Annotated in this window: 24 protein-coding genes; 8 read left to right on the plus strand and 16 right to left on the minus strand. The window is 38.0% G+C overall.

All coding sequences use genetic code 11. From position 1 onward, the window contains the following. From ACFO5T_RS11185 to ACFO5T_RS11195, 3 genes are all read left to right on the plus strand, one after another. The coding region (locus ACFO5T_RS11185) for a T9SS type B sorting domain-containing protein (protein WP_380034429.1) at positions 1-1264 on the plus strand (1264 nt) is incomplete at its 5' end. A gap of 58 nt (positions 1265-1322) precedes the next feature. After that, complete coding sequence (locus ACFO5T_RS11190; RefSeq protein ID WP_380034431.1) at positions 1323-2279, plus strand: PorP/SprF family type IX secretion system membrane protein; 957 nt, start codon at positions 1323-1325, stop codon at positions 2277-2279. Positions 2280-2350: 71 nt separating this feature from the next. Continuing rightward, the gene (locus ACFO5T_RS11195; RefSeq protein ID WP_380034433.1) at positions 2351-4312 is read left to right on the plus strand and encodes an OmpA family protein; all 1962 of its coding nucleotides are present in this window, start codon (positions 2351-2353) and stop codon (positions 4310-4312) included. 101 nt (positions 4313-4413) lie between these two features. Here ACFO5T_RS11195 and ACFO5T_RS11200 read toward each other — a convergent pair whose 3' ends face one another. Both ACFO5T_RS11200 and ACFO5T_RS11205 read right to left on the minus strand, forming a co-directional pair. Continuing rightward, positions 4414-5691 carry a metal-dependent hydrolase family protein gene (locus ACFO5T_RS11200; RefSeq protein WP_380034435.1) on the minus strand — a complete coding sequence of 426 codons (1278 nt, stop codon included), beginning with the start codon at positions 5689-5691 and terminating at the stop codon, positions 4414-4416. 3 nt (positions 5692-5694) lie between these two features. Further along, positions 5695-6828, minus strand: a complete 1134-nt coding sequence (locus ACFO5T_RS11205) for a DegT/DnrJ/EryC1/StrS family aminotransferase (protein WP_380034437.1) — start codon at positions 6826-6828, stop codon at positions 5695-5697. Between the two features lie 158 nt (positions 6829-6986). Here ACFO5T_RS11205 and ACFO5T_RS11210 point away from each other — a divergent pair, with 158 nt between their 5' ends. Next, on the plus strand, positions 6987-8201 hold the full coding sequence (locus ACFO5T_RS11210; RefSeq protein WP_380034439.1) for a 3-deoxy-D-manno-octulosonic acid transferase: 1215 nt from the start codon (positions 6987-6989) through the stop codon (positions 8199-8201). On the opposite strand, the gene ACFO5T_RS11215 is transcribed toward ACFO5T_RS11210, so the two are convergent. Next, entirely contained in the window at positions 8198-8857 is a 660-nt protein-coding gene (locus ACFO5T_RS11215) for a DUF2461 domain-containing protein (RefSeq protein ID WP_380034441.1), read from the minus strand. The genes ACFO5T_RS11210 and ACFO5T_RS11215 overlap by 4 nt on opposite strands. A 144-nt stretch (positions 8858-9001) precedes the next feature. Here ACFO5T_RS11215 and ACFO5T_RS11220 point away from each other — a divergent pair, with 144 nt between their 5' ends. Beyond that, complete coding sequence (locus ACFO5T_RS11220) at positions 9002-9241, plus strand: hypothetical protein (protein ID WP_380034443.1); 240 nt, start codon at positions 9002-9004, stop codon at positions 9239-9241. A gap of 56 nt (positions 9242-9297) precedes the next feature. Here the strand turns inward: ACFO5T_RS11220 and ACFO5T_RS11225 are convergent, their stop codons facing one another. Then, the gene (locus ACFO5T_RS11225; protein ID WP_021778021.1) at positions 9298-10068 is read right to left on the minus strand and encodes a LexA family transcriptional regulator; all 771 of its coding nucleotides are present in this window, start codon (positions 10066-10068) and stop codon (positions 9298-9300) included. Positions 10069-10311: 243 nt separating this feature from the next. Here ACFO5T_RS11225 and ACFO5T_RS11230 point away from each other — a divergent pair, with 243 nt between their 5' ends. Continuing rightward, complete coding sequence (locus tag ACFO5T_RS11230; RefSeq protein ID WP_380034445.1) at positions 10312-10752, plus strand: hypothetical protein; 441 nt, start codon at positions 10312-10314, stop codon at positions 10750-10752. Between the two features lie 75 nt (positions 10753-10827). Here ACFO5T_RS11230 and fabD read toward each other — a convergent pair whose 3' ends face one another. The 3 genes from fabD to ACFO5T_RS11245 all read right to left on the minus strand — a co-directional run bounded on the left by fabD (position 10828) and on the right by ACFO5T_RS11245 (position 12745). Beyond that, entirely contained in the window at positions 10828-11712 is an 885-nt protein-coding gene (gene fabD / locus ACFO5T_RS11235; RefSeq protein ID WP_380034447.1) for an ACP S-malonyltransferase, read from the minus strand. 107 nt (positions 11713-11819) lie between these two features. Continuing rightward, positions 11820-12302, minus strand: a complete 483-nt coding sequence (locus ACFO5T_RS11240; RefSeq protein ID WP_380034449.1) for a dihydrofolate reductase — start codon at positions 12300-12302, stop codon at positions 11820-11822. After that, positions 12299-12745, minus strand: a complete 447-nt coding sequence (locus tag ACFO5T_RS11245) for a 2TM domain-containing protein (protein WP_035325720.1) — start codon at positions 12743-12745, stop codon at positions 12299-12301. The genes ACFO5T_RS11240 and ACFO5T_RS11245 overlap by 4 nt, the downstream gene beginning before the upstream one ends. 64 nt (positions 12746-12809) lie before the next feature. Here ACFO5T_RS11245 and ACFO5T_RS11250 point away from each other — a divergent pair, with 64 nt between their 5' ends. Continuing rightward, positions 12810-13886 carry an aminotransferase class V-fold PLP-dependent enzyme gene (locus ACFO5T_RS11250; RefSeq protein WP_380034452.1) on the plus strand — a complete coding sequence of 359 codons (1077 nt, stop codon included), beginning with the start codon at positions 12810-12812 and terminating at the stop codon, positions 13884-13886. A gap of 222 nt (positions 13887-14108) precedes the next feature. After that, positions 14109-14402, plus strand: a complete 294-nt coding sequence (locus tag ACFO5T_RS11255; RefSeq protein ID WP_375253014.1) for an isoamylase early set domain-containing protein — start codon at positions 14109-14111, stop codon at positions 14400-14402. A gap of 82 nt (positions 14403-14484) precedes the next feature. Here ACFO5T_RS11255 and ACFO5T_RS11260 read toward each other — a convergent pair whose 3' ends face one another. From ACFO5T_RS11260 to ACFO5T_RS11300, 9 genes are all read right to left on the minus strand, one after another. Beyond that, positions 14485-14766, minus strand: coding sequence for a DUF427 domain-containing protein (locus tag ACFO5T_RS11260; protein WP_298353860.1), 282 nt, complete (start codon positions 14764-14766; stop codon positions 14485-14487). Between the two features lie 45 nt (positions 14767-14811). Beyond that, positions 14812-15777: an L-histidine N(alpha)-methyltransferase gene (locus ACFO5T_RS11265; protein ID WP_380034454.1), complete on the minus strand. Its 966-nt coding sequence runs from the start codon at positions 15775-15777 to the stop codon at positions 14812-14814. Positions 15778-15814: 37 nt separating this feature from the next. After that, the gene (gene egtB, locus ACFO5T_RS11270; RefSeq protein WP_380034456.1) at positions 15815-16984 is read right to left on the minus strand and encodes an ergothioneine biosynthesis protein EgtB; all 1170 of its coding nucleotides are present in this window, start codon (positions 16982-16984) and stop codon (positions 15815-15817) included. A 131-nt stretch (positions 16985-17115) separates the two neighbouring features. Beyond that, the gene (locus ACFO5T_RS11275; RefSeq protein ID WP_380034458.1) at positions 17116-17553 is read right to left on the minus strand and encodes a hypothetical protein; all 438 of its coding nucleotides are present in this window, start codon (positions 17551-17553) and stop codon (positions 17116-17118) included. A gap of 155 nt (positions 17554-17708) precedes the next feature. Further along, entirely contained in the window at positions 17709-18116 is a 408-nt protein-coding gene (locus ACFO5T_RS11280; RefSeq protein ID WP_375253019.1) for an energy transducer TonB, read from the minus strand. Between the two features lie 24 nt (positions 18117-18140). Next, positions 18141-18965 carry a thymidylate synthase gene (locus tag ACFO5T_RS11285; protein ID WP_375253020.1) on the minus strand — a complete coding sequence of 275 codons (825 nt, stop codon included), beginning with the start codon at positions 18963-18965 and terminating at the stop codon, positions 18141-18143. A gap of 164 nt (positions 18966-19129) precedes the next feature. Next, positions 19130-20434 (minus strand): carboxypeptidase-like regulatory domain-containing protein, encoded by a 1305-nt coding sequence (locus ACFO5T_RS11290; protein ID WP_380034460.1) that lies wholly within the window; start codon positions 20432-20434, stop codon positions 19130-19132. 202 nt (positions 20435-20636) lie between these two features. Continuing rightward, positions 20637-22004, minus strand: coding sequence for a NupC/NupG family nucleoside CNT transporter (locus ACFO5T_RS11295; RefSeq protein WP_380034757.1), 1368 nt, complete (start codon positions 22002-22004; stop codon positions 20637-20639). 43 nt (positions 22005-22047) lie between these two features. After that, positions 22048-22662, minus strand: a complete 615-nt coding sequence (locus ACFO5T_RS11300; RefSeq protein WP_380034462.1) for a bifunctional nuclease family protein — start codon at positions 22660-22662, stop codon at positions 22048-22050. Positions 22663-22814: the final 152 nt, after the last annotated feature.

The raw sequence follows: 22814 nt of genomic DNA on the forward strand, positions 1-22814 counted from the left end.
GGTAGCTAACCAGACAGAAATGACTGATGCTGCTTATGACAGTGCAGATTGTGATATGGATGGTCTTACTAACAATGAGGAGATAACTGGAATTGATGATCCATCAACTCCAAACGATCCAAATGGTAATACCACAGATCCACAGAATCCTGATAGTGATGGAGATGGAGTAACCGATGGCGATGAAGCTGGAGATATGACCGATCCTAATGATCCTTGTGATTTACAGGTGAGTAGTCAATCTATTGATCCTACTCAAGCTTGGAATGATCTTGACTGTGATATGGATGGTTTAAATAATGGTGAAGAAATAACGGGTATAGATGATCCTGATACTCCTGCAGATCCAAATGGAAATACAACAGATCCTACAAATGCTGATACAGATGGTGATGGAGTGACAGATGGAGATGAAGCAGAGGATGGTACAGACCCTAATAACCCTTGTGATTTCTTAGTTGGTAGTATTACACTGCCTGTAGGAGGTGATTTTGATACCCTTGATTGTGATGGTGATGGAGTTACTAATGGAGATGAGATTGCAGATGGTACAAATCCGTTTGATGTTTGTGATTTTGTTGCAGATAGTCAAACACTTCTAACGACACCGGAGTTTGACAATGCAGATTGTGATAACGATGGGTTAACAAATGAGGAAGAAATAACAGGTATTGATAATCCAAATACTCCTGCAGATCCTAATGGTAATACTACCGACCCAACAAATCCTGATACCGATGGAGATGGAGTATTAGATGGTAGAGAAGGTGTAGATGGAACTAATCCTAATGATCCTTGTAGTCTTGAAGTAGAAAGCCAGACAGTAAACGTGAGTCAAGATTTCCTTGATGGAGATTGTGATGGTGATGGTATACCTAACGGAGATGAATTAGGTGATGAAAATGGTAATGGAATACCAGATTTCTTAGAGGTTAACAATAATAATCCTAATGCGACCGATGGTTTAGAAGTATTTGATATAATGACTCCTAATGGCGATGGTTTAAATGATGTATTTGTCATAAGAGGTATTGAGCAGTATCCAAACAATACTGTACGTATTTACAACCGTTGGGGAGTAGAGGTTTATGGAGTAAAAGGTTATGGTCAGGATGGTCAGTACTTTAGAGGAGAGAGTAATGGTCGTGCTACTATAAACGGCGATCAGCTTTTACCAGTAGGAACGTATTACTACACTGTAGAATATACTAATGCTTCAGGTAAACTTCAGCAACTTGCGGGACCTTTATACTTAAACAGATAATAATAGATACTAATATTCGGTGTACTTGTAAGAGTACACCGGATTAAAATAAAGCAATATGAAAAAATGTTTTAACACTATATTTGTTGTGTCATTGCTCATTTTAACGCTGAGTACAGTTCAGTTAAATGCCCAGCAAGACGCACAGTATACACAGTATATGTATAATACGTTAAGTATTAATCCTGCTTATGCGGGTTCACGTGGTGGTGTTAGTGTGCTGGGTCTTCACAGAAGCCAGTGGGTTGGTCTTGACGGCGCACCTCGTACACAAACCGCTTCTATCCATTCTCCTATAGGAGACTCTCAGCGTGTAGGTTTAGGTCTTAATATCGTTCAAGATGATATTTTTATCACCAGTGAGACCTATGTAGACCTTGCCTTTAGTTACTCAATACCTACATCAGATATTGGTAAGCTTAGTTTCGGATTAAAAGGAGGGGTACACTTATTAGATGTAAACTATTCAGAGGCTTCGCCATTTCAGAATGGTGATGCGCTTATTCAGAATAATATAGACAACCAGTTTTCTCCTCAAATAGGAGTGGGGTTATTTTATTCTACAGATCGTTTTTATGCTGGTTTAAGTGCTCCAAATTTATTGGAGACCGATCACTTTGATGATAGCCAAAACACGAACGATCCTAATGCTACTTATCTCGCTACCGAGCGTATTAACTACTACCTCACTTCGGGTTATGTTTTTAATATTACTCCAGACTTTAAGTTAAAACCTGCTGCTATTGCAAAGTGGGTATCTGGAGCGCCACTACAAGTAGATGTTACTGCAAATGCTTTATTATATGATAGATTAACCTTAGGTGCTGCTTATAGGTGGAGTGCTGCTTTAAGTGGTCTTGTAGGTTTTCAGGTGACAGATAGTTTAATGATAGGCTTTGCTTATGATCGTGAAACTACCGAGTTACAACAGTTTAACAACGGTAGTTACGAGGTGTTTTTAAGGTTTGAGATTTTAAAGAAACCTAAACGTTTGATTTCCCCTAGATTCTTCTAATTAGATATATTAATATTTTTTTGCTTTCGCGAAAGCGTTAGTTTAAATAGAGCTGACTAAAATTATTTTGTATGAAACAAAGATTACTAAAGAGCTTACTAGCATCAATAATGTGTTTGCTGTGCTTTACTGTTACGGCACAAGAGGGTAAGGTACGGGAAGCGACTGAAAATTTTGATCAATATGCCTTTGTAGATGCTCGTAATTTATATTTACGAGTTGCAGAGAGGGGTTTTAGATCACCAGAGGTTTTAAAGAAACTAGGTGATGCTTATTATCTCACTGCCGATTATAAGCAGGCTGCAAAGTGGTATGGTGAACTTTTAGGTTCAGAAAGTGATACGCTTGCTGCAAATGCTGAGTATTACTTTAGATATGCTCAGTCTCTTAAGAGTATGAAGCGCTATGACCTGGCAGATACTCAAATGGATATTTTTAATAGGTTAAATGGAGATGATTCTCGAGCAGAGCGTTATGTAGCCGAGCGTGATTACCTTAAGGAAATCGAAGCACAGTCTGGTAGATATACCATTGGGAAGGTTTCTTTTAACAGTGAGCTTCAAGATTTTGGTCCTAGTTACTATGGTGAGGATCTTGTTTTTTCTTCAAATCGCGAAGTAGCTACTGGAGACTACATACACGATTGGAACGATCAACCTTTTTTAGATCTTTTTGTTGTAAGAGATACAGAGACTAATGATCCTACTATTAATCGTTTATCAGATGAGATAAACACTCCTTATCACGAGAGTACTTCTGTGTTTACTGAAAATGGAGATGTTGTTTACTTTACAAGAAATAACTATTCAAAGAAGACAAAGTTAAAGAGAGATGAGGATGGTACAACAAAGCTAAAGTTATATGTGAGTGAAAAATCTAATGATGGTTGGTCTGTTCCTGTAGAGCTTCCTTTTAATAGTGATGAGTTTTCTACTGCACACCCTGCTTTGAGTCCTGAAGAAGATATTTTATACTTTGCCTCAGATAGGCCTGGTACAAAAGGCTTAAGTGATTTATGGATGGTAACCATTAATGGAGATGGTAGTTATGGTGAGCCTGTAAATCTTGGCGATCGTATCAATACCGAGGGTAGAGAGACGTTTCCTTTTATCAGTTCAGATAACAAGCTTTTTTATGCTTCAGATGGGCATCTTGGTTTAGGAGGTCTTGATATTTTTGTTAGTATGTTAGACGCGGCTGGTAGTATAGGAGATTCTTACAATGTAGGTAAGCCTGTAAACAGTAGTGCAGATGATTTTGGGTTGATATTAAACGAGGAGCTTGGCACGGGTTATTTTGCCTCTAGTAGGGCTACAGGTCTTGGTAATGATGATATTTATAGTTTTGAGCGTAAACAAAAGTTGCTTACAGATTGTGCTCAGAATATTACAGGAATTACAAAGGATGTAAAGACCGATAGGATACTTCCTCAAGCTACGGTAGAGTTGCGCAATATTGCAAATGAAGTTGTAGGGACAAAAATAAGCGACAATGCGGGGCGTTTTAGTTTTCCAGATGTAGATTGTAATACATCATACATAGTACGTGCTAGTAAGTCTTCATATGAGCCAGCAGAGGCTATAGTCAACACCACATCAGAGGTAGGGCTGGTTTTAAACAGAGATTTATACTTAAAACCACCATTAAAGATAGAGGTAGGAGACGATCTTGCAAAGACACTAGAGCTTAATCCTATCTACTTTGATTTTGATAAGCATAACATTCGTCCAGATGCCGCATTAGAGCTTGAGAAGGTTATCGCAGTAATGAGGGAGTACCCAAGTCTTAAGATCGATGTACGCTCACATACAGATAGTAGAGCTCCAGATGCTTATAATATGAGTTTATCTCAGCGTAGAAATGTATCTACAATACGATACATAGTAGATCAGGGCGGTATTAGTATGTCACGCCTTACTGGTAGGGGATATGGAGAGACCCAACTTACTAATGCTTGTGGTAATGGTATAGAATGTACAGAAGAGGAGCACCAACTTAACAGAAGGTCTGAATTTATTATAGTGACAAAATAAAGGTCATTTATACTTAATTAAAAACCCTCGCTCAGAAATGAGCGAGGGTTTTTAAGGGTAGTTTTACCTAGCCTAGTTACTTCTTTTAAAGTCTTACGTCTTTATTGCTTATAGATTAATCCATCTTTCATAACAAAAGAGACACTTTCTGTGGTTGCTATGTTTTGTGTAGGGTCATCGTCTGTAGCTATAATATCTGCGAGGTAGCCTGGGGCTAGTACACCTAGTTTACCTTCCATATCTAGAAGTTTCCCGTTTGTAATAGTTGCAGATTGTATTGAAAACATAGGGCTCCATCCATAATCTACCATATATCTAAACTCTTTTGCATTCTCACCGTGAGGAAAGACACCCGCATCTGTCCCAAAAGCAATATTTACACCAGATTTTGCAACCATTGTAAATGTCTTTTTAAGTGTTGTATTTACCTTTTCAATTTTTGGAATTATGATGTCTGGGTAGTAACCTTTTACTTTAGCCTTGGCAGCGACGTACTTTCCTGCAGATAGTGTTGGTACGAGGTAGGTGTTGTGTTTTTTCATAAGCTGCACAGTTTCTTCATCCATAAATGAGCCGTGCTCAATGGTCCGTACACCCGCTTTAATAGCACGTTGCATCCCTTCTTTACCGTGTGCGTGTGCAGCTACGTGCATTCCGTACTCCTTTGCAGTGCGTACAATCTCATCTACCTCTTCTTGTCTAAATTGTGGGTTATCACCATTTTTACTCACACTAAGAACACCTCCGGTGGCTGTGATTTTTATAAGGTCAGCACCATTCTTATAGCGTTGCCTTACCGCCTTTCTTGCGTCATCTACACTGTTTATAACACCTTGGGCTGGACCAGGGTCGCCCATATTTACCTTTTTAAAACCATTAGTAGGATCTGCGTGGCCTCCTGTGGTTCCTATGGCCTTTTCGGCAGTATAAATACGAGGACCTCGAGTGGTTCCTGAGTTAATAGCATTTCTTAAGGATACATTTACTCCAGAACCGCCTAGATCTCTTACTGTTGTAAAGCCTGAGAGTAATGTTCTTTCTGCAATTTCGGCTGCTGTAAAGGCTATGTCTGCCTCATTCTTAGTAAAAGTCTCAAGATACTGCTTCGGGTTTGTCTCGCCCTCTATGTGCACGTGCATATCTATAAAACCAGGCATTACCGTTTTGGTTTTAAGATCAATTACTTTTTGTCCACTTTTCGCGGAAGCGTACCCCTTCTCAACACTCACAATTTGATTACCTAGCACGGTAATGGTTTGCTCCTTTAAAACTTTACCATTTTGAGTATCTATTATTTTACCACAATGTAGTAACGTCTCTTGTGCAAAAGTGGTCATACTCACAAGGCAAGCAAGTAGAAGGGATAGCGTATATTTCATAGATTATTTATTTACAAAGTCAATCACGGTTTTAGTTATAAAAGCAATCTGGTCGTCTTCTAGCTCTGTGTGCATAGGTAGAGATATACAGTCTTTTACAATAGCATTAGTCACAGGGAAGTCTGCCTCATTATATCGCTCATCTTTATAAGCTTTCTGGCTGTGCAGTGGGATAGGGTAGTACACGCCGCAAGGTATCCCATTCTCATTAAGGTGTGCTACGAGAGCATCACGATCTGTGTCTACTACTCGTAGTGTATACTGGTGAAAAACGTGGCAATCACAACTATCACAAACTATAGGCGTAATAATCTTTTTATTACTCATAAAGGCTTCTGTATACTTGCGTGCAGCATCGCGTCTCGCTTTGTTATATGAGTCTAGATGTGGCAGTTTTGCTCTTAAAACTGCTGCTTGTATAGAGTCCAGTCTACTGTTTACCCCTACTACATCGTGGTGGTATCGTACGTACATACCGTGATTTACCACACCTCTTATGGTATGAGCAAGATCATCGTCATTTGTAAAAATTGCACCGCCATCACCATAGCAACCTAAATTTTTTGAAGGGAAAAATGATGTTGTACCTACGTGACCTATTCCTCCAGTTTTTGTTTTCTTACCATCACGACCTGTGTAGTATGAACCTATACCTTGTGCGTTATCTTCTATAACAAAGAGGTCGTGTTCTTTTGCTAGATCCATAATAGCATCCATATTTGCTGCTCTACCAAAAAGGTGAACAGGCACAATAGCCTTTGTTTTTGGTGTGATAGCTCTCCTAATAGCTTCAATGTCGATATTAAAATCTACCGAATCAACATCTACAAGAACCGGAGTAAGTTTTAAAAGGGCAATTACCTCTACAGTAGCTGCAAAAGTAAAATCTGCCGTGATGACCTCATCTCCTTGCTCTAGACCCAATCCCATCATTGCAATTTGAAGGGCATCAGTACCATTTGCACAGGGTATTACGTGCTTTACGCCTAGATATTCTTCAAGCTCAGTTTGAAATTTTTTAACCTCAGGACCATTTATAAAAGCGGTATTTGCAATCACCTCTGCAATACTATTATCTACTTGTTCTTTTATCGTTGCGTATTGGCCTTGAAGATCGACCATTTGTATTTTTTTCATCCTAGAAGTTTGAAAGGCAAGTTGCCTTTTTATATTAAGTTATTAATAAATGTCGCTAATTTTATTGGAAACAAAAATACAAAATCTCCATCTCCTACTCAGACCTATTTAAATACAAAGTGTATTTTTGACCTATGCACACACTGTATTCTTTATTAATGAGGTTAGTCCAGGCTGTATTACCGCTTGCTGGAAATTTTAATAAAAAGCTTCAAAAGTCTATTACAGGTAGAAAGGATACTATCAAGTTTTTAAATGCCGAGCTCATAACTGGAAAGAAAACGTTGTGGATGCACGCCGCTTCCCTGGGAGAATATGAGCAGGGTGTACCTATATTAAAAGCCCTTACTGAGCATTATCCAGACCACCAGTGGGTGATAAGCTTCTTCTCTCCCTCTGGCTATGAAATAAAGAAAAATAACGCTTTCGCGAAAGCGACCATCTACCTACCACTAGACACCACATCAAACGTTAGTACCTACTTAGATACCATAAAACCAGAAGCAGTTTTTTTTGTTAAGTATGAATTCTGGCCTAACTACCTAAGAGAGCTACAACGCCGAAAGATTAGAACCTTTTTGATTTCTGGAGTCTTTAGAGAAAGTCAGCCTTTTTTTAAACCTTATGGTAAATGGATGATCAAATCATTAGAGAGTTTTGAGCATTTCTTTTTACAAGATCAAAACTCTGCCGAAGCTTTAGAAAAGCTAGGATTTCAAAATTATACAATAAGTGGAGATACTCGTTTTGACAGAGTGAGCCAGCAGCTTACAATGGATAATACACTTGATTTTGTTTCACAATTTAAGAAAGATAATCTCTGTCTGGTATGCGGAAGCACTTGGCCAGAAGATGATAAACTAATTATAGACTACATAAACAATCACGAAGGCAAGGCGAAATTTATTATCGCTCCACACGAGATTAAAGAAGAAAAAATATCAGCATTTATAGGAGCTTGTACCGCTAGAGTCGCGCGTTACTCTACAATGAATGTAAATACTCTAAAAGATTATGATGTACTTATAGTTGATACGATAGGACTTCTTACTAAAATCTATAGTTATGCAGATGTAGCTTATGTAGGCGGTGCTATGGGGAATACAGGATTACATAATATTTTAGAACCTGCGACCTTTGGAGTGCCTATTCTTATAGGTCCTCATTTTAATAAATTTCCCGAGGCAAAAATACTCCAGCAGCTTGCTGGATTATATGCGGTTGCGAGTCAAGATCAATTTGACGAGCGACTCAATAAACTACTCAGTGATGATAAGTTTAGAGCTCAGACAGGTATGATTGCAGGGCATTTTGTAAATAGTAATACTGGGGCTACGCGAGCTGTAATAGACTATATCAAAGACAGCAATTAAGTAAGCACAGATACGGCTTCTCTCAAGTATCTTCTAAAAGGTAGCATCTCTTTATACATTTCAATAAGTAGTGCATCAAAATCTTTTGATAAAACTTGCTTTCGCGAAAGCGTAGTCTCCACTGCAAATGTTTTATACCTAAGTAAGTCAATATGGGGGTGGTCCTTAGAAAAACCCTTTGGTGCGGTTTTTAGTTTATCTTGACCCCATAGGTTTCCAAATGCCTTTATAAAGCTAGGTTTTTCTAATATAGCTTTGAGTTCTTCTCCGTTATAATCTATAGCATCGCGTATACTATCTAGAATTTCTTTTTTAGGCTTCCAGTAACCACCGGCTACAAGATTATGTTTAAGACCTATCTCAATGTAAAAATCCCCTTGTTTAGTTCTTTGGTCCAGTCCTGCGCCTATATGGTCTTTGTAAATAGGCTTGTTGGGGTGAAACATTAGATTGTTATTGATACGGTTTATAGCCTTTTTACCAGGTGTGTCGAAATACGCTCCATCTACTTCCGCCAGCTTCGCATTAAGTTTGTTGAGCCAGTTTATATGGTTGTCTCTAATATGGTGATACTCTTTGCGATGAGTATCCATCCACTCTTTAGAGTTGTTTTGTTGAAGTTTTTCGAGAAAATCGTAGGTATCTTGAAAGTTCATTTTTACTTTAAAATTAACAGTTGTAGGTTATATAGTAAGTATGGGAGGCAAATGTTAACGTAACTTTAGAGCTTATTGGTAAAGCTTTGTGCGTGAAGCCTTATTAATCAATCTACATTTGTAGTACACTAAACCAATATGATTATGAAAACAATAAAAATAGGAGCAATTGCTCTAGGTATTATGGCTGTATCATTAACCTCTTGTAAAGAGAAGAAAACAGAAGCAGAGCAGGCTATAGAAGAAGCAAAAGAAAATGCCGCTGAGATAAAAGAAAAAAATACAGACGACGGTTATAAATTAAAAACAGAAAATGTAGACGGTTCTGAGACCAAAGTAAAGGTAGATGAAGATGGAGAGGTTAAAATTAAAACAGATTATTAGTCTGTTTTGTAACGGCACGTAAAAAGGATAATACAAGTTATTGTATTATCCTTTTTTTATGCTTTAAATTCTGTCATCTGCGCTTTGAGTTCAAGCATAGACTGTTGTAGCTCTTTAAGTAGGCTGTTACTACTACCTTCATCTAGATTAAAAGTGAGCTTACTATTTACTTGCCATATTTCCTGTATGTCGCTTACGGCAACCTCATAAGGTGCATAATCTTCATTGCTTGATATAAGAAGTACACGAGATGAATCTGGAAGTTTTTGTAGTTTTTTTACCACTACAGCATCTTGCATAACAATGACATATACTTTATTATCACTAGCATACTCAAGACTTTCTACACCTTTTGCAAGTACCCAGTCTTCTGGTCTAAAGTTAGGGAGCATACTGTCGCCCTCTACTTGAAAACCTCTATAAGTAGCATTACGGTATTGAGGTATAGGGAAGTCAAAGGCAGGCAGGTTTTGATACCACTCTACATCTGCAATATTATTAGGATAACCCGCAGCGGCTTTTTGATTTACTAAAACCATATTTTCATTATCCTCCTTATCTACTATGACAACCTTAGGACTTATGTCTCCTTTATCTGGGTTAAGGTGCTTCTGTTTACTGTAACCGTAAATCCATAGTGGGTTTATTTGAAAAAGGCGCAGTAACTCTGTAATAACTTGGCCAGAGAGTTTTGTACGGCCACGCTCTATATCTGCAGTACTATTTTTTATGCCTAATTTTTCGGCAAACTCTGCTTGTGTGAAGTCGTGATCTTCACGCACTTCTTTAAATCTACGTATTTCTGAAGGTAAATCATTTGTTCCCATACGGTAAATGTATGAAAATTAGGAATATTTCCAAATAAAAATTATTTTATCTAAAAACATCTTTTTCAGCACTTTGGACGTATAAAGAACATAACATTTTAAAAACAAGTGTTGTGTAAGACAGATTGTCGATGTATTTATGTTTTTTATCGGTTAAAGATAGTAGTGAATATCTAATATTGCTGATTAAATGTGAAATTATGTTAAATTTGCACCTCACAACTATCTAAACAAATTTCTATTATGAAAAAATTATTATTAAATGTTGCTGCACTAGCCCTTATCGTAGGAGCAGTTTCTTGTAGAGAAGTACAAGAAAAAGCAAATGAAGCTGGAAACGCTGTTGAAAATGCTGCAAATGATGCTGCAAACGCAACTGGTGATGCTCTTGAGAGCGCTGGTAACTCTGTAAAAGATGCTGCAAATGACGCTGCAAACGCTGCAGGAGATGCCGTAGATGCAACAGGAAACGCTATCGAAAATGCTGCAGATGCAACAGTAGAGGGAGCTAAAGATGCTGCAAATGCAACTAAGGATGCTGCAAACAACGCTATTGATGCAACTAAAGATGCTGCAAACAATGCTGTAGACGCAACAAAAGACGCTGCAAATAACGCTGCAAATGCAACAAAAGATGCTGCAAACGGAGCTGTAGATAAAGTAAAGAAGGCGACAGGTCACTAAGAAGACACTTAACCATCATAAATAAAAAAACCAGCTGTTAGGCTGGTTTTTTTTATGTTGTAAAATAGAGTAATACTATTGAGGTAGTATAGCGCTACTTGCAGCTACATCTCTGTTTATTTTTCTCATAAGGCCTTGTAACACTTTGCCAGGACCTACTTCTATAAACTCTGTACCACCATCTGCAATCATTTGCTGTATGGTTTGTGTCCATCTTACTGGAGCGGTAAGTTGTGCTATTAAGTTTGCCTGTATTTGGCTAGCATCTGTTATAGCGCTAGCAGTTACATTCTGGTATATAGGGCATATAGGTTTTGTAAACTTGGTTGCCTCTATAGCCGCGGCTAGTTCTTCTCTAGCTGGCTCCATCATAGGTGAGTGAAAAGCTCCTCCTACAGGAAGCACAAGCGCTCTACGTGCACCTTTTTCTTTCATAGTCTCACAGGCTTTATTTATGGCTTCTATCTCTCCAGATATTACAAGCTGGCCTGGGCAATTATAATTTGCGGCTACTACAACTCCTGGTGTTTGCTCACACACCTCTTCTACCACGGCGTCTTCTAGACCTAATACGGCTGCCATAGTAGATGGCTGTGTCTCACAAGCTTTTTGCATAGCCTGTGCACGCTGGCTCACAAGCTTTAATCCATCTTCAAAACTTAATGCGCCACTTGCTACAAGGGCAGAAAATTCTCCTAGTGAGTGACCAGCCACCATTGCCGGTTCAAAATCTGTCATAACAGATTTAAGTGCTATAGAATGTATAAAGATAGCCGGCTGTGTTACTTTAGTTTCTTTGAGATCCTCTGCAGTTCCTTCAAACATTACATCAGTAATATTAAAACCTAAAATATCATTTGCCTTTAAAAAAAGATCTTGAGCATCTGGGTATTTTTCAAAAATGTCTAATCCCATTCCTGAGAACTGAGCACCTTGACCTGGAAATATATATGCTTTCATAAATTTATATTCGTTAGTAGGTGTAAAAGTACAAAATGAGAGAGACTCAATGAGGAGATATACGCTTTCGCGAAAGCGTACTCAAAACTACGTATAAGTTCTTTGCTCTACTTTCTCTTCCAGCTTTGAAAAGTAAAGCCGCTTTTATGTTTATCATCTACATCGTGAAAGGTACTGTTTACAAGTTGCCACTCACTCTCTGGTATTTCTGGAAAAAACGCATCTGCCGCATACTCGTTATGTACTCGGGTAAGTTCTATATGTGTGGCATATGGCATACCTAGTTTATAAATCTCGCCACCGCCTATAATAAATGTGTGAGCCTCTTGCTTACAAAATGCCAGCGCATCTTCTAGGGAATGCACAACGGTAGCACCTGGTGCGTTGTATTGCTTATCTCTTGTAATGACTACGTGTGTTCTATTAGGTAGCGGTTTTGGGAAAGACTCCCAGGTTTTACGTCCCATAATAATATGGTGACCTGTGGTGAGTTTTTTAAAATGACGAAAATCATCTGGAAGATGCCAGGGTATGTCACCATTTTTACCCAGTGCATTATTTTCGGCAGCAGCTGCTATCATTGTTATCATAGGGGAGTATTCTGGTTGTCTAGTGAGGTGTTTGGGTCTGTTAAGATTGGACTTTTTTTTTCTGGTAAAGGGTGCGATACTTGCACACCTTCTTCTAGCTCTGCGATGCGTAGTTTTTGTTTGGCTACGAGTCTGTCTAGGTGTTTTTGTTCCCACTCCTTATTCATAAACTTGCTCATTACAATGACGTTTATGAGATGTATTAGAAAGAAGAATGTCCATATAAGAATGGCCCATACAAACCAAGGAGTCTCAAAAGGTTTAAACTCTTCACCTACATTGAGCACTTGATTAATTACAATAAGAAGTATTGCGCCTGCTAGAAAAGCTACAAAGTGCCTGTATAGGTTTTTCTTTTGCCTTACGCGAGCTTGAGCGTTTTCTATAAGTTCTTTTTGAACTGGATCTATAGATGTTGTTGTTTTCTTTGAGAATAGTGCCATAAAATGCGACCTTTATATAATCATATAAAATTAGCCTTTTAGAACGTCATTTTAAAAATAGCTTATGAAAAATTTTGCCAAACTCTTCCCAATCCTAAGCCAGTATACCTATCTCAATACGCCATCTTCTGGTTTATTATCTGTGCCAGTAATGGAGTGGAGGCAAGAACACGATCTTGATTTTCTCGTACAAGGTAGCTTGCTTAAAGAAAATCAAGGTAAGATACTAGGAAGTGTGCGTGAGAAGGTAGGCAAGCTTTTTTCTTGCGAGGCAAATAGAGTAGCCCTTGTTCCTAATTTTTCATACGGTTTTAATACACTACTTGAAGGTATAAAAACACACAAAAAGGTACTGTTGCTAGAAGGAGATTACCCATCTATAAACTGGCCTTTTGAGAGTAGAGATTTTGATATTAAGTACACCCAGATTAGTTCTAATCTTGAAGAGGTCGTTGCAGAAGCTTTTAAGAAAGATACGCCAGATATTTTTGCATTCTCACTTGTGCAGTGGCTGGATGGGTTAAAAATAAACCAAGGGTTTCTTAAAGATTTAAAAGCGCTGTATCCTGATACATTATTTCTTGCAGATGCTACACAGTACGTAGGTACAGAGGTGTTTGATTTTGATAACTCTGCACTAGATGCTATAGGTGCGAGTACCTATAAGTGGATGAATGCTGGGTACGGTAATGGCTTTTTCTTGTTTAAAGAAAGTATTGTAGACCGTGTTGCACCTAGCACAACAGGTTTTAATTCTGTACAAGGTAAGTATAAGCCTCAAGAAGGGAATTTTTTAGGCCGTTTTGAGCCGGGACACCAAGACACGCTCAATTATGGAAGTCTAGGAGTAGCAATAGATGTTATAAATCAACTTGGTATGAGTGTTATAGATAAGAGAATTAAGGATATAAATCTCAAGGCCAAAGAGATGTTTTTAGAAAATGGACTTCTTTCAAAAGCAATTGCAGAGCGCGAGAGTCACGGTACATTTTTTAATATAAAAGGAGACGACCAAACTATAATAAAACTAAAAAACCAAGATATACTTACGATGGTGCGAGGTGAAGGCGTGCGGGTAGGTTTTCATTACTTTAATACAGAAGATGATCTAGCACATTTACTTGAAGTCATTAAGTCATAATTCCTTTGTTTTGTGGTTTTTACTGTAAATTTTATGTGATTGAGGTGTTAATTAATCACCATATTATCAATTTATGATGTCTGCAAACGTTTTCGATTTACTAGATATCAATTTTAAGAGGTGCAATATTATTAAATCGTGAATAATACACTCAATAGTCTGATTATCTGTTTTTTATAGTGTTCTAGTCCTATCTTTGTACTTTATCAAAAACAAAGAATTATGGCGCTTACTAAGAAATTTTTAAAAACAAAGCCTGTTTGTAAAGTAACCTTTGCGATTGCTGCTGCAGAGGCAGATACGGTTGCCGTAGCAGGTGATTTTAATAACTGGGATACCACAACACCTCTTAAAAAACTTAAGAACGGAACCTTTAAAGGAACTTTTGATATCCCTACAGAAAAGTCATACGAGTTTAAATATGTAGTAGATGGAGAGTGGGTAAATGAAGAAGCTGCAGATGGTTACCAATGGAATGATTATGCCGCTGCCGAAAACAGTGTTTTAGAATTATAACGTTAAGTTTTCCCCCAACTTATAGTGCAAAAAGCCATTTTCGGTTAGAAAATGGCTTTTTTTACATTACAGAAATATAGAATTACTCTACTACCTCGACACCACGCCAGAAGGCAACCCTATTCTCTATACTTTTTGCTAGCTCACTTACTTCTGGATAATACCAAGCGGCATCAGTATTTTCTTTTCCATTTACCTCTATTGAGTAATATGATGCCTTACCTTTCCACGGGCAGGTACTGTGTAAATCACTAGATTTAAAATATTCTTTCTTTATAGCCTCGTGCGGAAAATAGTGATTGTTTTCTATCACTATCGTATCATCACTTTCTGCTATTACTTCGTTGTTCCATATTGCTTTCATAATTCTTTTTTTTAGATGTTGTTACGCTTTCGCGAAAGCGTACTCTTATTTCTTTTCAAATAAATAGTTCTTGTAATATCCCTTACTATCTGCAAAGTCGTTTATAATATTAAGCCCAGACTCATTTGCAAGCCACTCTACAATGCTGTCGTCATACTTCTGGCTTATCTCTGTATGTATGGTCTCCCAGGCATTAAAGTGTACATCAAGATCTAGAGCGTTAATACGTACATCTTGATCTTGCTTACTCACGAGATAGCTCTTTGCAGTTCCTGTTTCTGGGTCGTAAACCTCCCAGTGTTTAAACTGGTCTGGATTAAAAGTACCATCCATCTCATCATTAATGCGGTGCAGTAGGTTTTTATTAAAAGCAGCGGTAATACCTTCTGGGTCATTATAAGCATCAAGTATCACCTGCGGATTCTTTTTCTGGTCAAACCCCATAAAAAGTAAATCTCCCGGGCTCATTGCTTTTTTAATATTTGATAAAAAGTCTATAGCTTGCGGGTGTAAAAGGTTCCCTATGTTTGAGCCTAGTACTACAATTACTTTTTTACGAGAGTTGTAATTTGCTAGCCCTTCTAGTACGTCAAAATAGGTGCCCTGTTGTGGTTTTATATCTACTTGCGGTAAATCGATATTCATACTTTCTTCTAGCCCGTCTAGCGCATTCTGACTGATGTCTATAGGGAGGTAAGTAAAAGTGTCTCCGCGAGTTACTAGGTGTTCTAGTAAAATCTTTGTTTTCTTCCCGTCACCAGCCCCTAGTTCTATAAGCTCAAAGCCGCTTTTACTTGTAAAAGCTTGTGCAATGGCAGTTTTATGTGTTTCAAAAATTTCATACTCACAATCTGTGAGGTAGTAGCTAGGCATTGCCATAATATCTTGAAAGAGCTTGTCTCCCTTCTTATCATATATAAATTTTGAAGAAAGATATTTTGGAAATGCCGTAAGTCCTTCTTCAACTTCTTTATGAAATGCGGTTGATATAGTTGGTTTAGTTTGTGTCATATATGTAATGGTCGTGTAGTATGGTAATAACTTACTATTATTTTGCTAGGCGTAGTCCTGTAAATTGCCATCGCAATCCAGTTTGAAAAAAGTTGCGGTAGGTGTGTCGTGTATGTTTACTAGATGTTGCGACAGAGCCACCTCTTAAGACCTTCTGGTTTACCATAAACTTACCATTATATTCTCCCAGTGCTCCTTCTTCTTTTTTATAGCCAGGGTAGGGTAGGTAGGCACTTTCTGTCCACTCCCAGCGGTCTCCCCAGTCTAGATGTTTACTTGCTACTTCCCACTCAAATTCTGTAGGTAAGCGTAGACCTTTGTATTGTGCATAAGCAAATGCCTCGTAGTATGAGATATGAGCTAGAGAGGCACTCTTGTCTATTTCTTGTAAGCCTTTTTCTAGTGTGTAGTGATACCATTTATCACCTACTTTATGCCAGTACATAGGACATTCTATATTGTTTTTTTGAACCCAGTCCCAGCCTTCGGCGTGCCAGAGCAATGTTTTATTATATCCTCCAGCTTCTATAAAAGCTATCCACTCACCGTTTGTTACAAGAGTATTAGATATTGCATAGTCGTGTAGGTATACTTTATGACGCCCCAGCTCATTATCATAGCAAAAATCTGTAGTGTTATGTCCTATTTCATATACACCTTCGGTTATATGGGTCCATTGTGATTGTGGGATTTCTTTTACGCTTTCGCGAAAGCTAATATCTCCTCCGTAAACAGGCATAAGTGGGTTATTGCCTAGTATATATTTTATATCTGTAGCAAGTAGCTCTTGATGTTGTTTCTCGTGATGTATGCCTATGGTAAGTAACTTGGTCACCTCTGCCGAAACGTCTCCTTCTAGAAGATCCTTAAGGGCCTCTGTCACATATTTTCTGTAAGCATATACTTGATCTACCGTGGGTCTGGATAGATTACCTCTGTCTGTGCGCACAACACGCTTACCCACACTCTCATAATAGCTATTAAAAACAAAAGCAAAGTCATCGCTAAAAAGTGTGTAACCTTCTTTATGATGTTTTAGAATAAACTCTTCAAAAAACCACGTAGTGTGACCTAGGTGCCACTTAGGTGGCGAGACATCTACTATGGGTTGTACAACATAGTCTTCTATCTCAAGTGGTTTACACAGGCGCTCTGTGTGCTGTCGAGTTTCAAGAAAAAACTCAAGTAAATTTTCTGTAACAATCATAGCGGTGACAATTATAAGTCACATAAAGTTACGGGTTTTTAAGTGTGTGTAAAATTTTATGACCTCATTTGGCAAAATGTTAATATTTAGGTTAAATGATACACCAAGTTTAATCGAGTAGGTAGGTAGTATTAATAGGTGATGGGTATTGTATATTCTGCAGCTACTTTTTTACCTCCTAGTTCTCCAGGTTTAATTTCTGGAATAGATAAGATGACTTTTTTGGCCAGTTCTTTTATTTCTGGTATTCCTCCCTTTATACTTCGTATTCTAATAGACCCATCTTTTTGAACATAAAAGTTTACTGTAACCTTCTTATACTCTAGTTTTTCCATAAGATCGTATGGAATTTTAAAATTGGTCGCTATATGCTCACTTAAAGATTCGTCAAAACACCTTCTCAGTTTATATATATTCTCAAAATTACAGCCAGGCCAGATGGGAGGGCGCTCAAAGGCTTTTACACCGGCTTGCGAGCCGTAAAAATATTCTTTGCTGTCTGAGTAAGATTGTGCCTGTAAAGAGGTGGCACATACAAGTAGTACGAGTATAGTTATCAAGCGATTCATAAATGTTGTTTTGATGATGAGTGATAAATATATCTATTAAAGTAGGAGGATATGGAAAACACCGATAACTATTTACTATTGAGATAGCTATAAATAAAGCGAGGAGCAAAATCTCTTTTGCTCCTCGCTTTATAATAGTGTATGTTCTTACAGCCTTACAAAGTAAATGCAAGTTTAAGATCGCTATCCTTTTTTGTTCCTCCCATATTGCCGGGAATTACTTGAGGCATCATCATAATCACTCTTTTTACTTCTTTTTGTACTCCTGGAGACCCGCCTTTTACAGATCGTATCACAGGCTTACCTTCTTTGTTTATAAACATATCAATTGCCACCTTACCTTTTACATAGTCTGATGGAAATTTAAAATTCTTAACAATATGTCCTGCTAGTTTCTGGCGTAAACAATTGTTTTTTTGATTGATAGACCCAGTACATCCTGGCCACGTAGGTGGTACCTCTGCAACTTTAAGAGTGGTAGACTTTCTCATAGTCACGCCTTCTTGAGCGCTCATAGTTGTAAATGCAGCAAAAAAAGCAAGGGCAAATAGTAATATTTTCATTGTTGTAAGTAGGTTAATTTGAGGTTATACCGCAACAGCTCCTTTAATATGAGGATGCGGATTGTAATTTTCTAAAGTAAAGTCATCAAAAGTAAAGCCAAAGATGTCTTTTATCTCAGGATTTATTTTCAAAGTAGGTAAAGTACGAATTTCTCTTGATAATTGAAGCTCAACTTGTTCCATATGATTACTGTAAATATGTGCATCGCCAAAGGTGTGAATAAAATCTCCAGCCTCATAGCCACATACCTGCGCCATCATCATTGTAAATAGTGCGTAGCTAGCTATATTAAACGGAACTCCTAAAAAGATATCTGCACTGCGCTGGTATAGCTGGCAACTTAGCTTTCCATCTGCTACATAAAATTGAAAAAATGCGTGACAAGGAGGTAGGGCAGCCTTACCATTTGCAACATTTTCAGAAAAAGAGACAGAGGTATCTGGCATTACAGAAGGGTTCCAAGCGCTTACCAGCATTCTGCGGCTATTAGGATTCTTTTTAAGTGTCTCTACAATATCTTTTATCTGGTCTATCTCGTCACCATTCCAGTTGCGCCACTGGTAACCATAAACGGGACCTAGGTCTCCATTCTCATCTGCCCACTCATTCCAGATGCGCACACCATTTTCTTGTAAATACTTCACATTAGTATCACCTTGTAAAAACCATAAAAGCTCATAGATGATAGATTTAAGGTGTAGCTTTTTTGTAGTAACCATCGGGAAGCCTTCTGAGAGGTCAAAACGCATTTGATACCCAAATACACTTTTTGTTCCTGTACCGGTGCGATCGCCTTTAAAGTTACCTTCGGCGAGTACGTGCTTCATTAAGTCGTGATACTGTTTCATACATCTAGTTTACTAAGTGATAATTGTAAGGTGCTTATGCTGGTGGTGATTACGCTTTCGCGAAAGCGTAAAAAGTCTCTTGCAAAGTTTAAGCAAAATAAAAACACCTATCGTTTTCTACAACGAAAGGTGTTTCTACTTATTATGAGTTATTAACGTACGGGTTATTTACCGCCTAGTGAGGCTCGATCTTCTGAGCGTTCTAGCCTGCGCTGTATTTTTTTAATCGCAGACTCTATAGATTTTTCTGGTTCAATTACATTGTATGTTCCCCAGAATTCTGGATCACCAAAACCTAGGTTTTGATCTGCCATAATGATATATTCATCTATCTCATCATCACCTTCCCAAGATGCATTTGCTGGGGCGAGTTGCCAGTCTGTAACAGCCATCTCACAAGAGAGTGTATAGATGGATTTAAAAAAGCGTCGCTTTTTCTTTACCTCAAATGAGAGATCTGCTTTGCTATATCCATAAACCCACCTGCCATTTTTCTCGCGATAATTAACTTCATAAGAAATGTTGCGTGGTTTTATTTTTACGTCACTCGGTTTGCGGCGCACAAACATTTTATTTACCTCGTCTGTATTATCAAGTTTGAGCGCATAGGTTGCTTTTACAAGTGCAAGGCTGGTGGCTCCTATATATAAATTGCCTTCATATAGAGGTGTAAGAACCTCCCCGCGTTGCTTAAATCGTATGACAAATACATTCTCACCATTAATTTCTGATATTTTGCCAAATCTAAAGGTGTAAGCATCCATCGTTTCAGGGCTAAAGATATATTCTGGATACTTCATCACGTCTACATATAACGTGCTAAAAGGACCTCCTTGTAGTTTAAGGGCGATGGTATCTAGCTTAGAGTAATCTGTGTCTTTTCTTGATTTTACAAGTCTTATTTGATCCTTCTTGCTGTTTGCATTAGGTTGCTTATAGATATTTACAACGGCTTCTGCCAGCGATGCATTTTTACTGCGTTTTTTTATGGTCTCTCTATAAAATGCAGTCATTACGGTCTCATTACCTAGGTAATTATCTTTTCTTTTATTGAGTACTTTTTTTACAAGGGCCTTTGCATCTGTATAGGCAACAAGATTTGCTGGATCAAGATTTATGATGCTATAATCGAGTTTAATTTTGAGTGGCTTTTTGAGATTTTCTGGTAATAGAATAATCTTTTCATTAAAGCCAAGCGCGGTAATTTTGAGCTGCTTATTTGCGTCTTTTGCTGGTATTTTTAAAGCAAACTCACCTTCATTATTTGATACAGTGCTTAGGTTAGTTCCCATAAGAGTAACGGTTGCCTTGGCGATTTCATCTTTGGACTCAGATTCGGCTATTTTTCCTTTTACTTCTAAATAGTTTGTGATTTTTTGGGCATAGGTACTTGGTGTAAATGCTAGTATTAGGCATAGTGCAAGTAGCCACGAGAGCTGGCTAGTTAGCGGTTTTTTGTGCGTTTTCATAAGCGGTTTTTTTAGTATGCAATCTATTCTACCCCATTAAGATACGACAAAAATTGATGTAGGTAGTACACTTTTGTCGGGTGTTGTAAAGATTGCTTTCACCCAGTATATAGTTTTGCTTAATAAACGTGGGTGTGACTGATTGCGCTTTCGCGAAAGCGTAAAAATCTAAAAAAAAAGAGTGGTGCTAGATAAGGATCTATTACCCTATAATCATACCGGCAATGGTTGCAGATATAAGTGAAGCTATAGAACCTCCTATAAGTGCTTTAAGACCAAAACGTGATAATTGCGTGCGCTGCCCTGGAGCTAGAGAACCTATACCACCTATCTGAATACCTATTGAGGCAAAGTTTGCAAATCCACAAAGCATATAAGTTGCCATTATGATAGACTTCTCGTAGTTGAGGTGTACAACGTTTGTGGTATCTTTAAGCTCTGCAAGCTGTATGTAACCTACAAATTCGCTTGCTGCTAGTTTTATACCTAGTAGCTGTCCCATCATCGTTGTGTCTTCACTAGCTACACCTATAAGCCACATAAGTGGTGCAAAGATGGTTCCTAAAATAGCTTCTAGTGATAGTTGTGGGTATGCAGAGTGTGTAGCTATCCAGCCGTTAAGTGTCGTGATTTCACCTATCCAGCCTAGTAGGCCGTTTGCCATTGCTATGAATGCTACAAAAACAAGAAGCATAGCTCCTACATTTACAGCAAGTCTTAACCCTTCTGTTGTTCCGTTTGCAATAGCATCTAGTACGTTTGCTCCTATTTTATCGTTTGAGACAGATACGTCTGTGTTTACTTCTTCTGTCTGAGGGTACAATATTTTTGAAATTACAATTGCTCCTGGTGCTGCCATTACTGAGGCTGCAAGTAGGTGCTTTGCAAAAATAAGTCTAAGCGCTTCGTCTTCACCACCTAAGAAACCTATGTATGCAGCCAGTACCGCTCCAGCAACTGTAGCCATACCACCTATCATTACAAGTAAGATTTCTGACTTGTTCATTTTTTCTAAGTATGCCTTTATAAGAAGTGGCGCCTCAGTCTGGCCTAAAAAGATATTACCCGCTACACTTAAACTCTCTGCTCCAGAGATACCTAACAGTTTTGATAGCAACCATCCAAAGGCTTTTACAACCTTCTGTATTACTCCAAAGTAGTACATCACAGAGGTAAGCGCAGAAAAGAAGATAATGGTAGGTAATACTTGAAAAGCAAATATGTACCCAAAAGTTGAGGTGTCACTCACGAGACCTTGAAATAAGAAATCACTTCCAGCAAGGGTAAACTCTAGTATGCTTACAAAGATGCTCCCTATAAAATCAAAAATACTTTCTACAAAAGGAACTTTAAGTACACAAACAGCTATAATAAGCTGGAATGCGAGACCTAGCCCTACTGTTTTCCAGTTTATCGCTTTGCGATTACTACTAAATAACACAGCAATGATAATAAGGGTAATCATACCCAAAACACCACGACCAAAACTCTCAAGGGTAAAACCTTGTGAAGGGATAACATCTACAATAGCCTGTGATTGCTCCTGCGCAAATGTTGTAAGTGAACTCATTAATACTAATAGGGTGAGTAGTAGCTTGCGCATATAAAAATGTTTAGTTGCGTTTTGAGATTTCATCTCGCACTTTTGCCGCAGTTTCATAGTCTTCACTAGCTACTGCTTGCTCTAATTTGTTGTGTAGTTCTTGTAGTGACATTTTTTTATAATCATCACCGCTTGCTGTAGGCTCTTCTTCCAGAATGATTTCATCCATTAGGACTTCATCCTCTTCAGTAAACTCCTCTGGGTTTGTGTTTCCTTTGAGAAAGATACCTGCTTTATCAAGTATGTTTTTATAAGTAAATATAGGTGCTTGAAAACGTAGGGCTAGTGATATAGCATCACTGGTGCGTGCATCTATAATTTCTTCTATTTTGTCTCTCTCACAAATAATACTAGAGTAAAAAACACCATCTACAAGTTTGTGTATTATTACTTGTTTAATGACGATATCAAAACGATCTGCAAAGTTTTTAAATAAGTCGTGTGTGAGAGGTCTGGGTGGTTTTATTTCCTTTTCTAATGCAATTGCAATAGACTGTGCCTCAAAAGCTCCTATTACAATAGGTAACTTACGTTCTCCATCCTGTTCAGTAAGAATAAGGGCATACGCGCCATTTTGAGTCTGGCTGTAGGAGATTCCTTTAATATTTAAACGCACTAAGCTCATAAGTTGCAAAAATAGGAAAAAGGGTTTATAAGTTAAGAAGTTTATACGATTTGCCGTATTGTTATCTTAATTACAAGGTAATGTGCAGTCTGTTAGGTGGATAAGGGTAAATAAAAATGAGCTTAAATAGAATTTAAGCTCATTTTATATAA

It is taken from the genome of Dokdonia genika, from assembly GCF_042652845.1.
Taxonomy (GTDB): domain Bacteria; phylum Bacteroidota; class Bacteroidia; order Flavobacteriales; family Flavobacteriaceae; genus Dokdonia; species Dokdonia donghaensis.

Coding starts and splice junctions, on each gene's coding strand:
- ACFO5T_RS11190 (WP_380034431.1), top strand. CDS start 1,323: ATGAAAAAATGTTTTAACACTATATTTGTTGTGTCATTGCTCATTTTA.
- ACFO5T_RS11195 (WP_380034433.1), top strand. CDS start 2,351: ATGAAACAAAGATTACTAAAGAGCTTACTAGCATCAATAATGTGTTTG.
- ACFO5T_RS11200 (WP_380034435.1), bottom strand. CDS start 5,691: ATGAAATATACGCTATCCCTTCTACTTGCTTGCCTTGTGAGTATGACC.
- ACFO5T_RS11205 (WP_380034437.1), bottom strand. CDS start 6,828: ATGAAAAAAATACAAATGGTCGATCTTCAAGGCCAATACGCAACGATA.
- ACFO5T_RS11210 (WP_380034439.1), top strand. CDS start 6,987: ATGAGGTTAGTCCAGGCTGTATTACCGCTTGCTGGAAATTTTAATAAA.
- ACFO5T_RS11215 (WP_380034441.1), bottom strand. CDS start 8,857: ATGAACTTTCAAGATACCTACGATTTTCTCGAAAAACTTCAACAAAAC.
- ACFO5T_RS11220 (WP_380034443.1), top strand. CDS start 9,002: ATGAAAACAATAAAAATAGGAGCAATTGCTCTAGGTATTATGGCTGTA.
- ACFO5T_RS11225 (WP_021778021.1), bottom strand. CDS start 10,068: ATGGGAACAAATGATTTACCTTCAGAAATACGTAGATTTAAAGAAGTG.
- ACFO5T_RS11230 (WP_380034445.1), top strand. CDS start 10,312: ATGAAAAAATTATTATTAAATGTTGCTGCACTAGCCCTTATCGTAGGA.
- fabD (WP_380034447.1), bottom strand. CDS start 11,712: ATGAAAGCATATATATTTCCAGGTCAAGGTGCTCAGTTCTCAGGAATG.
- ACFO5T_RS11240 (WP_380034449.1), bottom strand. CDS start 12,302: ATGATAACAATGATAGCAGCTGCTGCCGAAAATAATGCACTGGGTAAA.
- ACFO5T_RS11245 (WP_035325720.1), bottom strand. CDS start 12,745: ATGGCACTATTCTCAAAGAAAACAACAACATCTATAGATCCAGTTCAA.
- ACFO5T_RS11250 (WP_380034452.1), top strand. CDS start 12,810: ATGAAAAATTTTGCCAAACTCTTCCCAATCCTAAGCCAGTATACCTAT.
- ACFO5T_RS11255 (WP_375253014.1), top strand. CDS start 14,109: ATGGCGCTTACTAAGAAATTTTTAAAAACAAAGCCTGTTTGTAAAGTA.
- ACFO5T_RS11260 (WP_298353860.1), bottom strand. CDS start 14,766: ATGAAAGCAATATGGAACAACGAAGTAATAGCAGAAAGTGATGATACG.
- ACFO5T_RS11265 (WP_380034454.1), bottom strand. CDS start 15,777: ATGACACAAACTAAACCAACTATATCAACCGCATTTCATAAAGAAGTT.
- egtB (WP_380034456.1), bottom strand. CDS start 16,984: ATGATTGTTACAGAAAATTTACTTGAGTTTTTTCTTGAAACTCGACAG.
- ACFO5T_RS11275 (WP_380034458.1), bottom strand. CDS start 17,553: ATGAATCGCTTGATAACTATACTCGTACTACTTGTATGTGCCACCTCT.
- ACFO5T_RS11280 (WP_375253019.1), bottom strand. CDS start 18,116: ATGAAAATATTACTATTTGCCCTTGCTTTTTTTGCTGCATTTACAACT.
- ACFO5T_RS11285 (WP_375253020.1), bottom strand. CDS start 18,965: ATGAAACAGTATCACGACTTAATGAAGCACGTACTCGCCGAAGGTAAC.
- ACFO5T_RS11290 (WP_380034460.1), bottom strand. CDS start 20,434: ATGAAAACGCACAAAAAACCGCTAACTAGCCAGCTCTCGTGGCTACTT.
- ACFO5T_RS11295 (WP_380034757.1), bottom strand. CDS start 22,004: ATGAGTTCACTTACAACATTTGCGCAGGAGCAATCACAGGCTATTGTA.
- ACFO5T_RS11300 (WP_380034462.1), bottom strand. CDS start 22,662: ATGAGCTTAGTGCGTTTAAATATTAAAGGAATCTCCTACAGCCAGACT.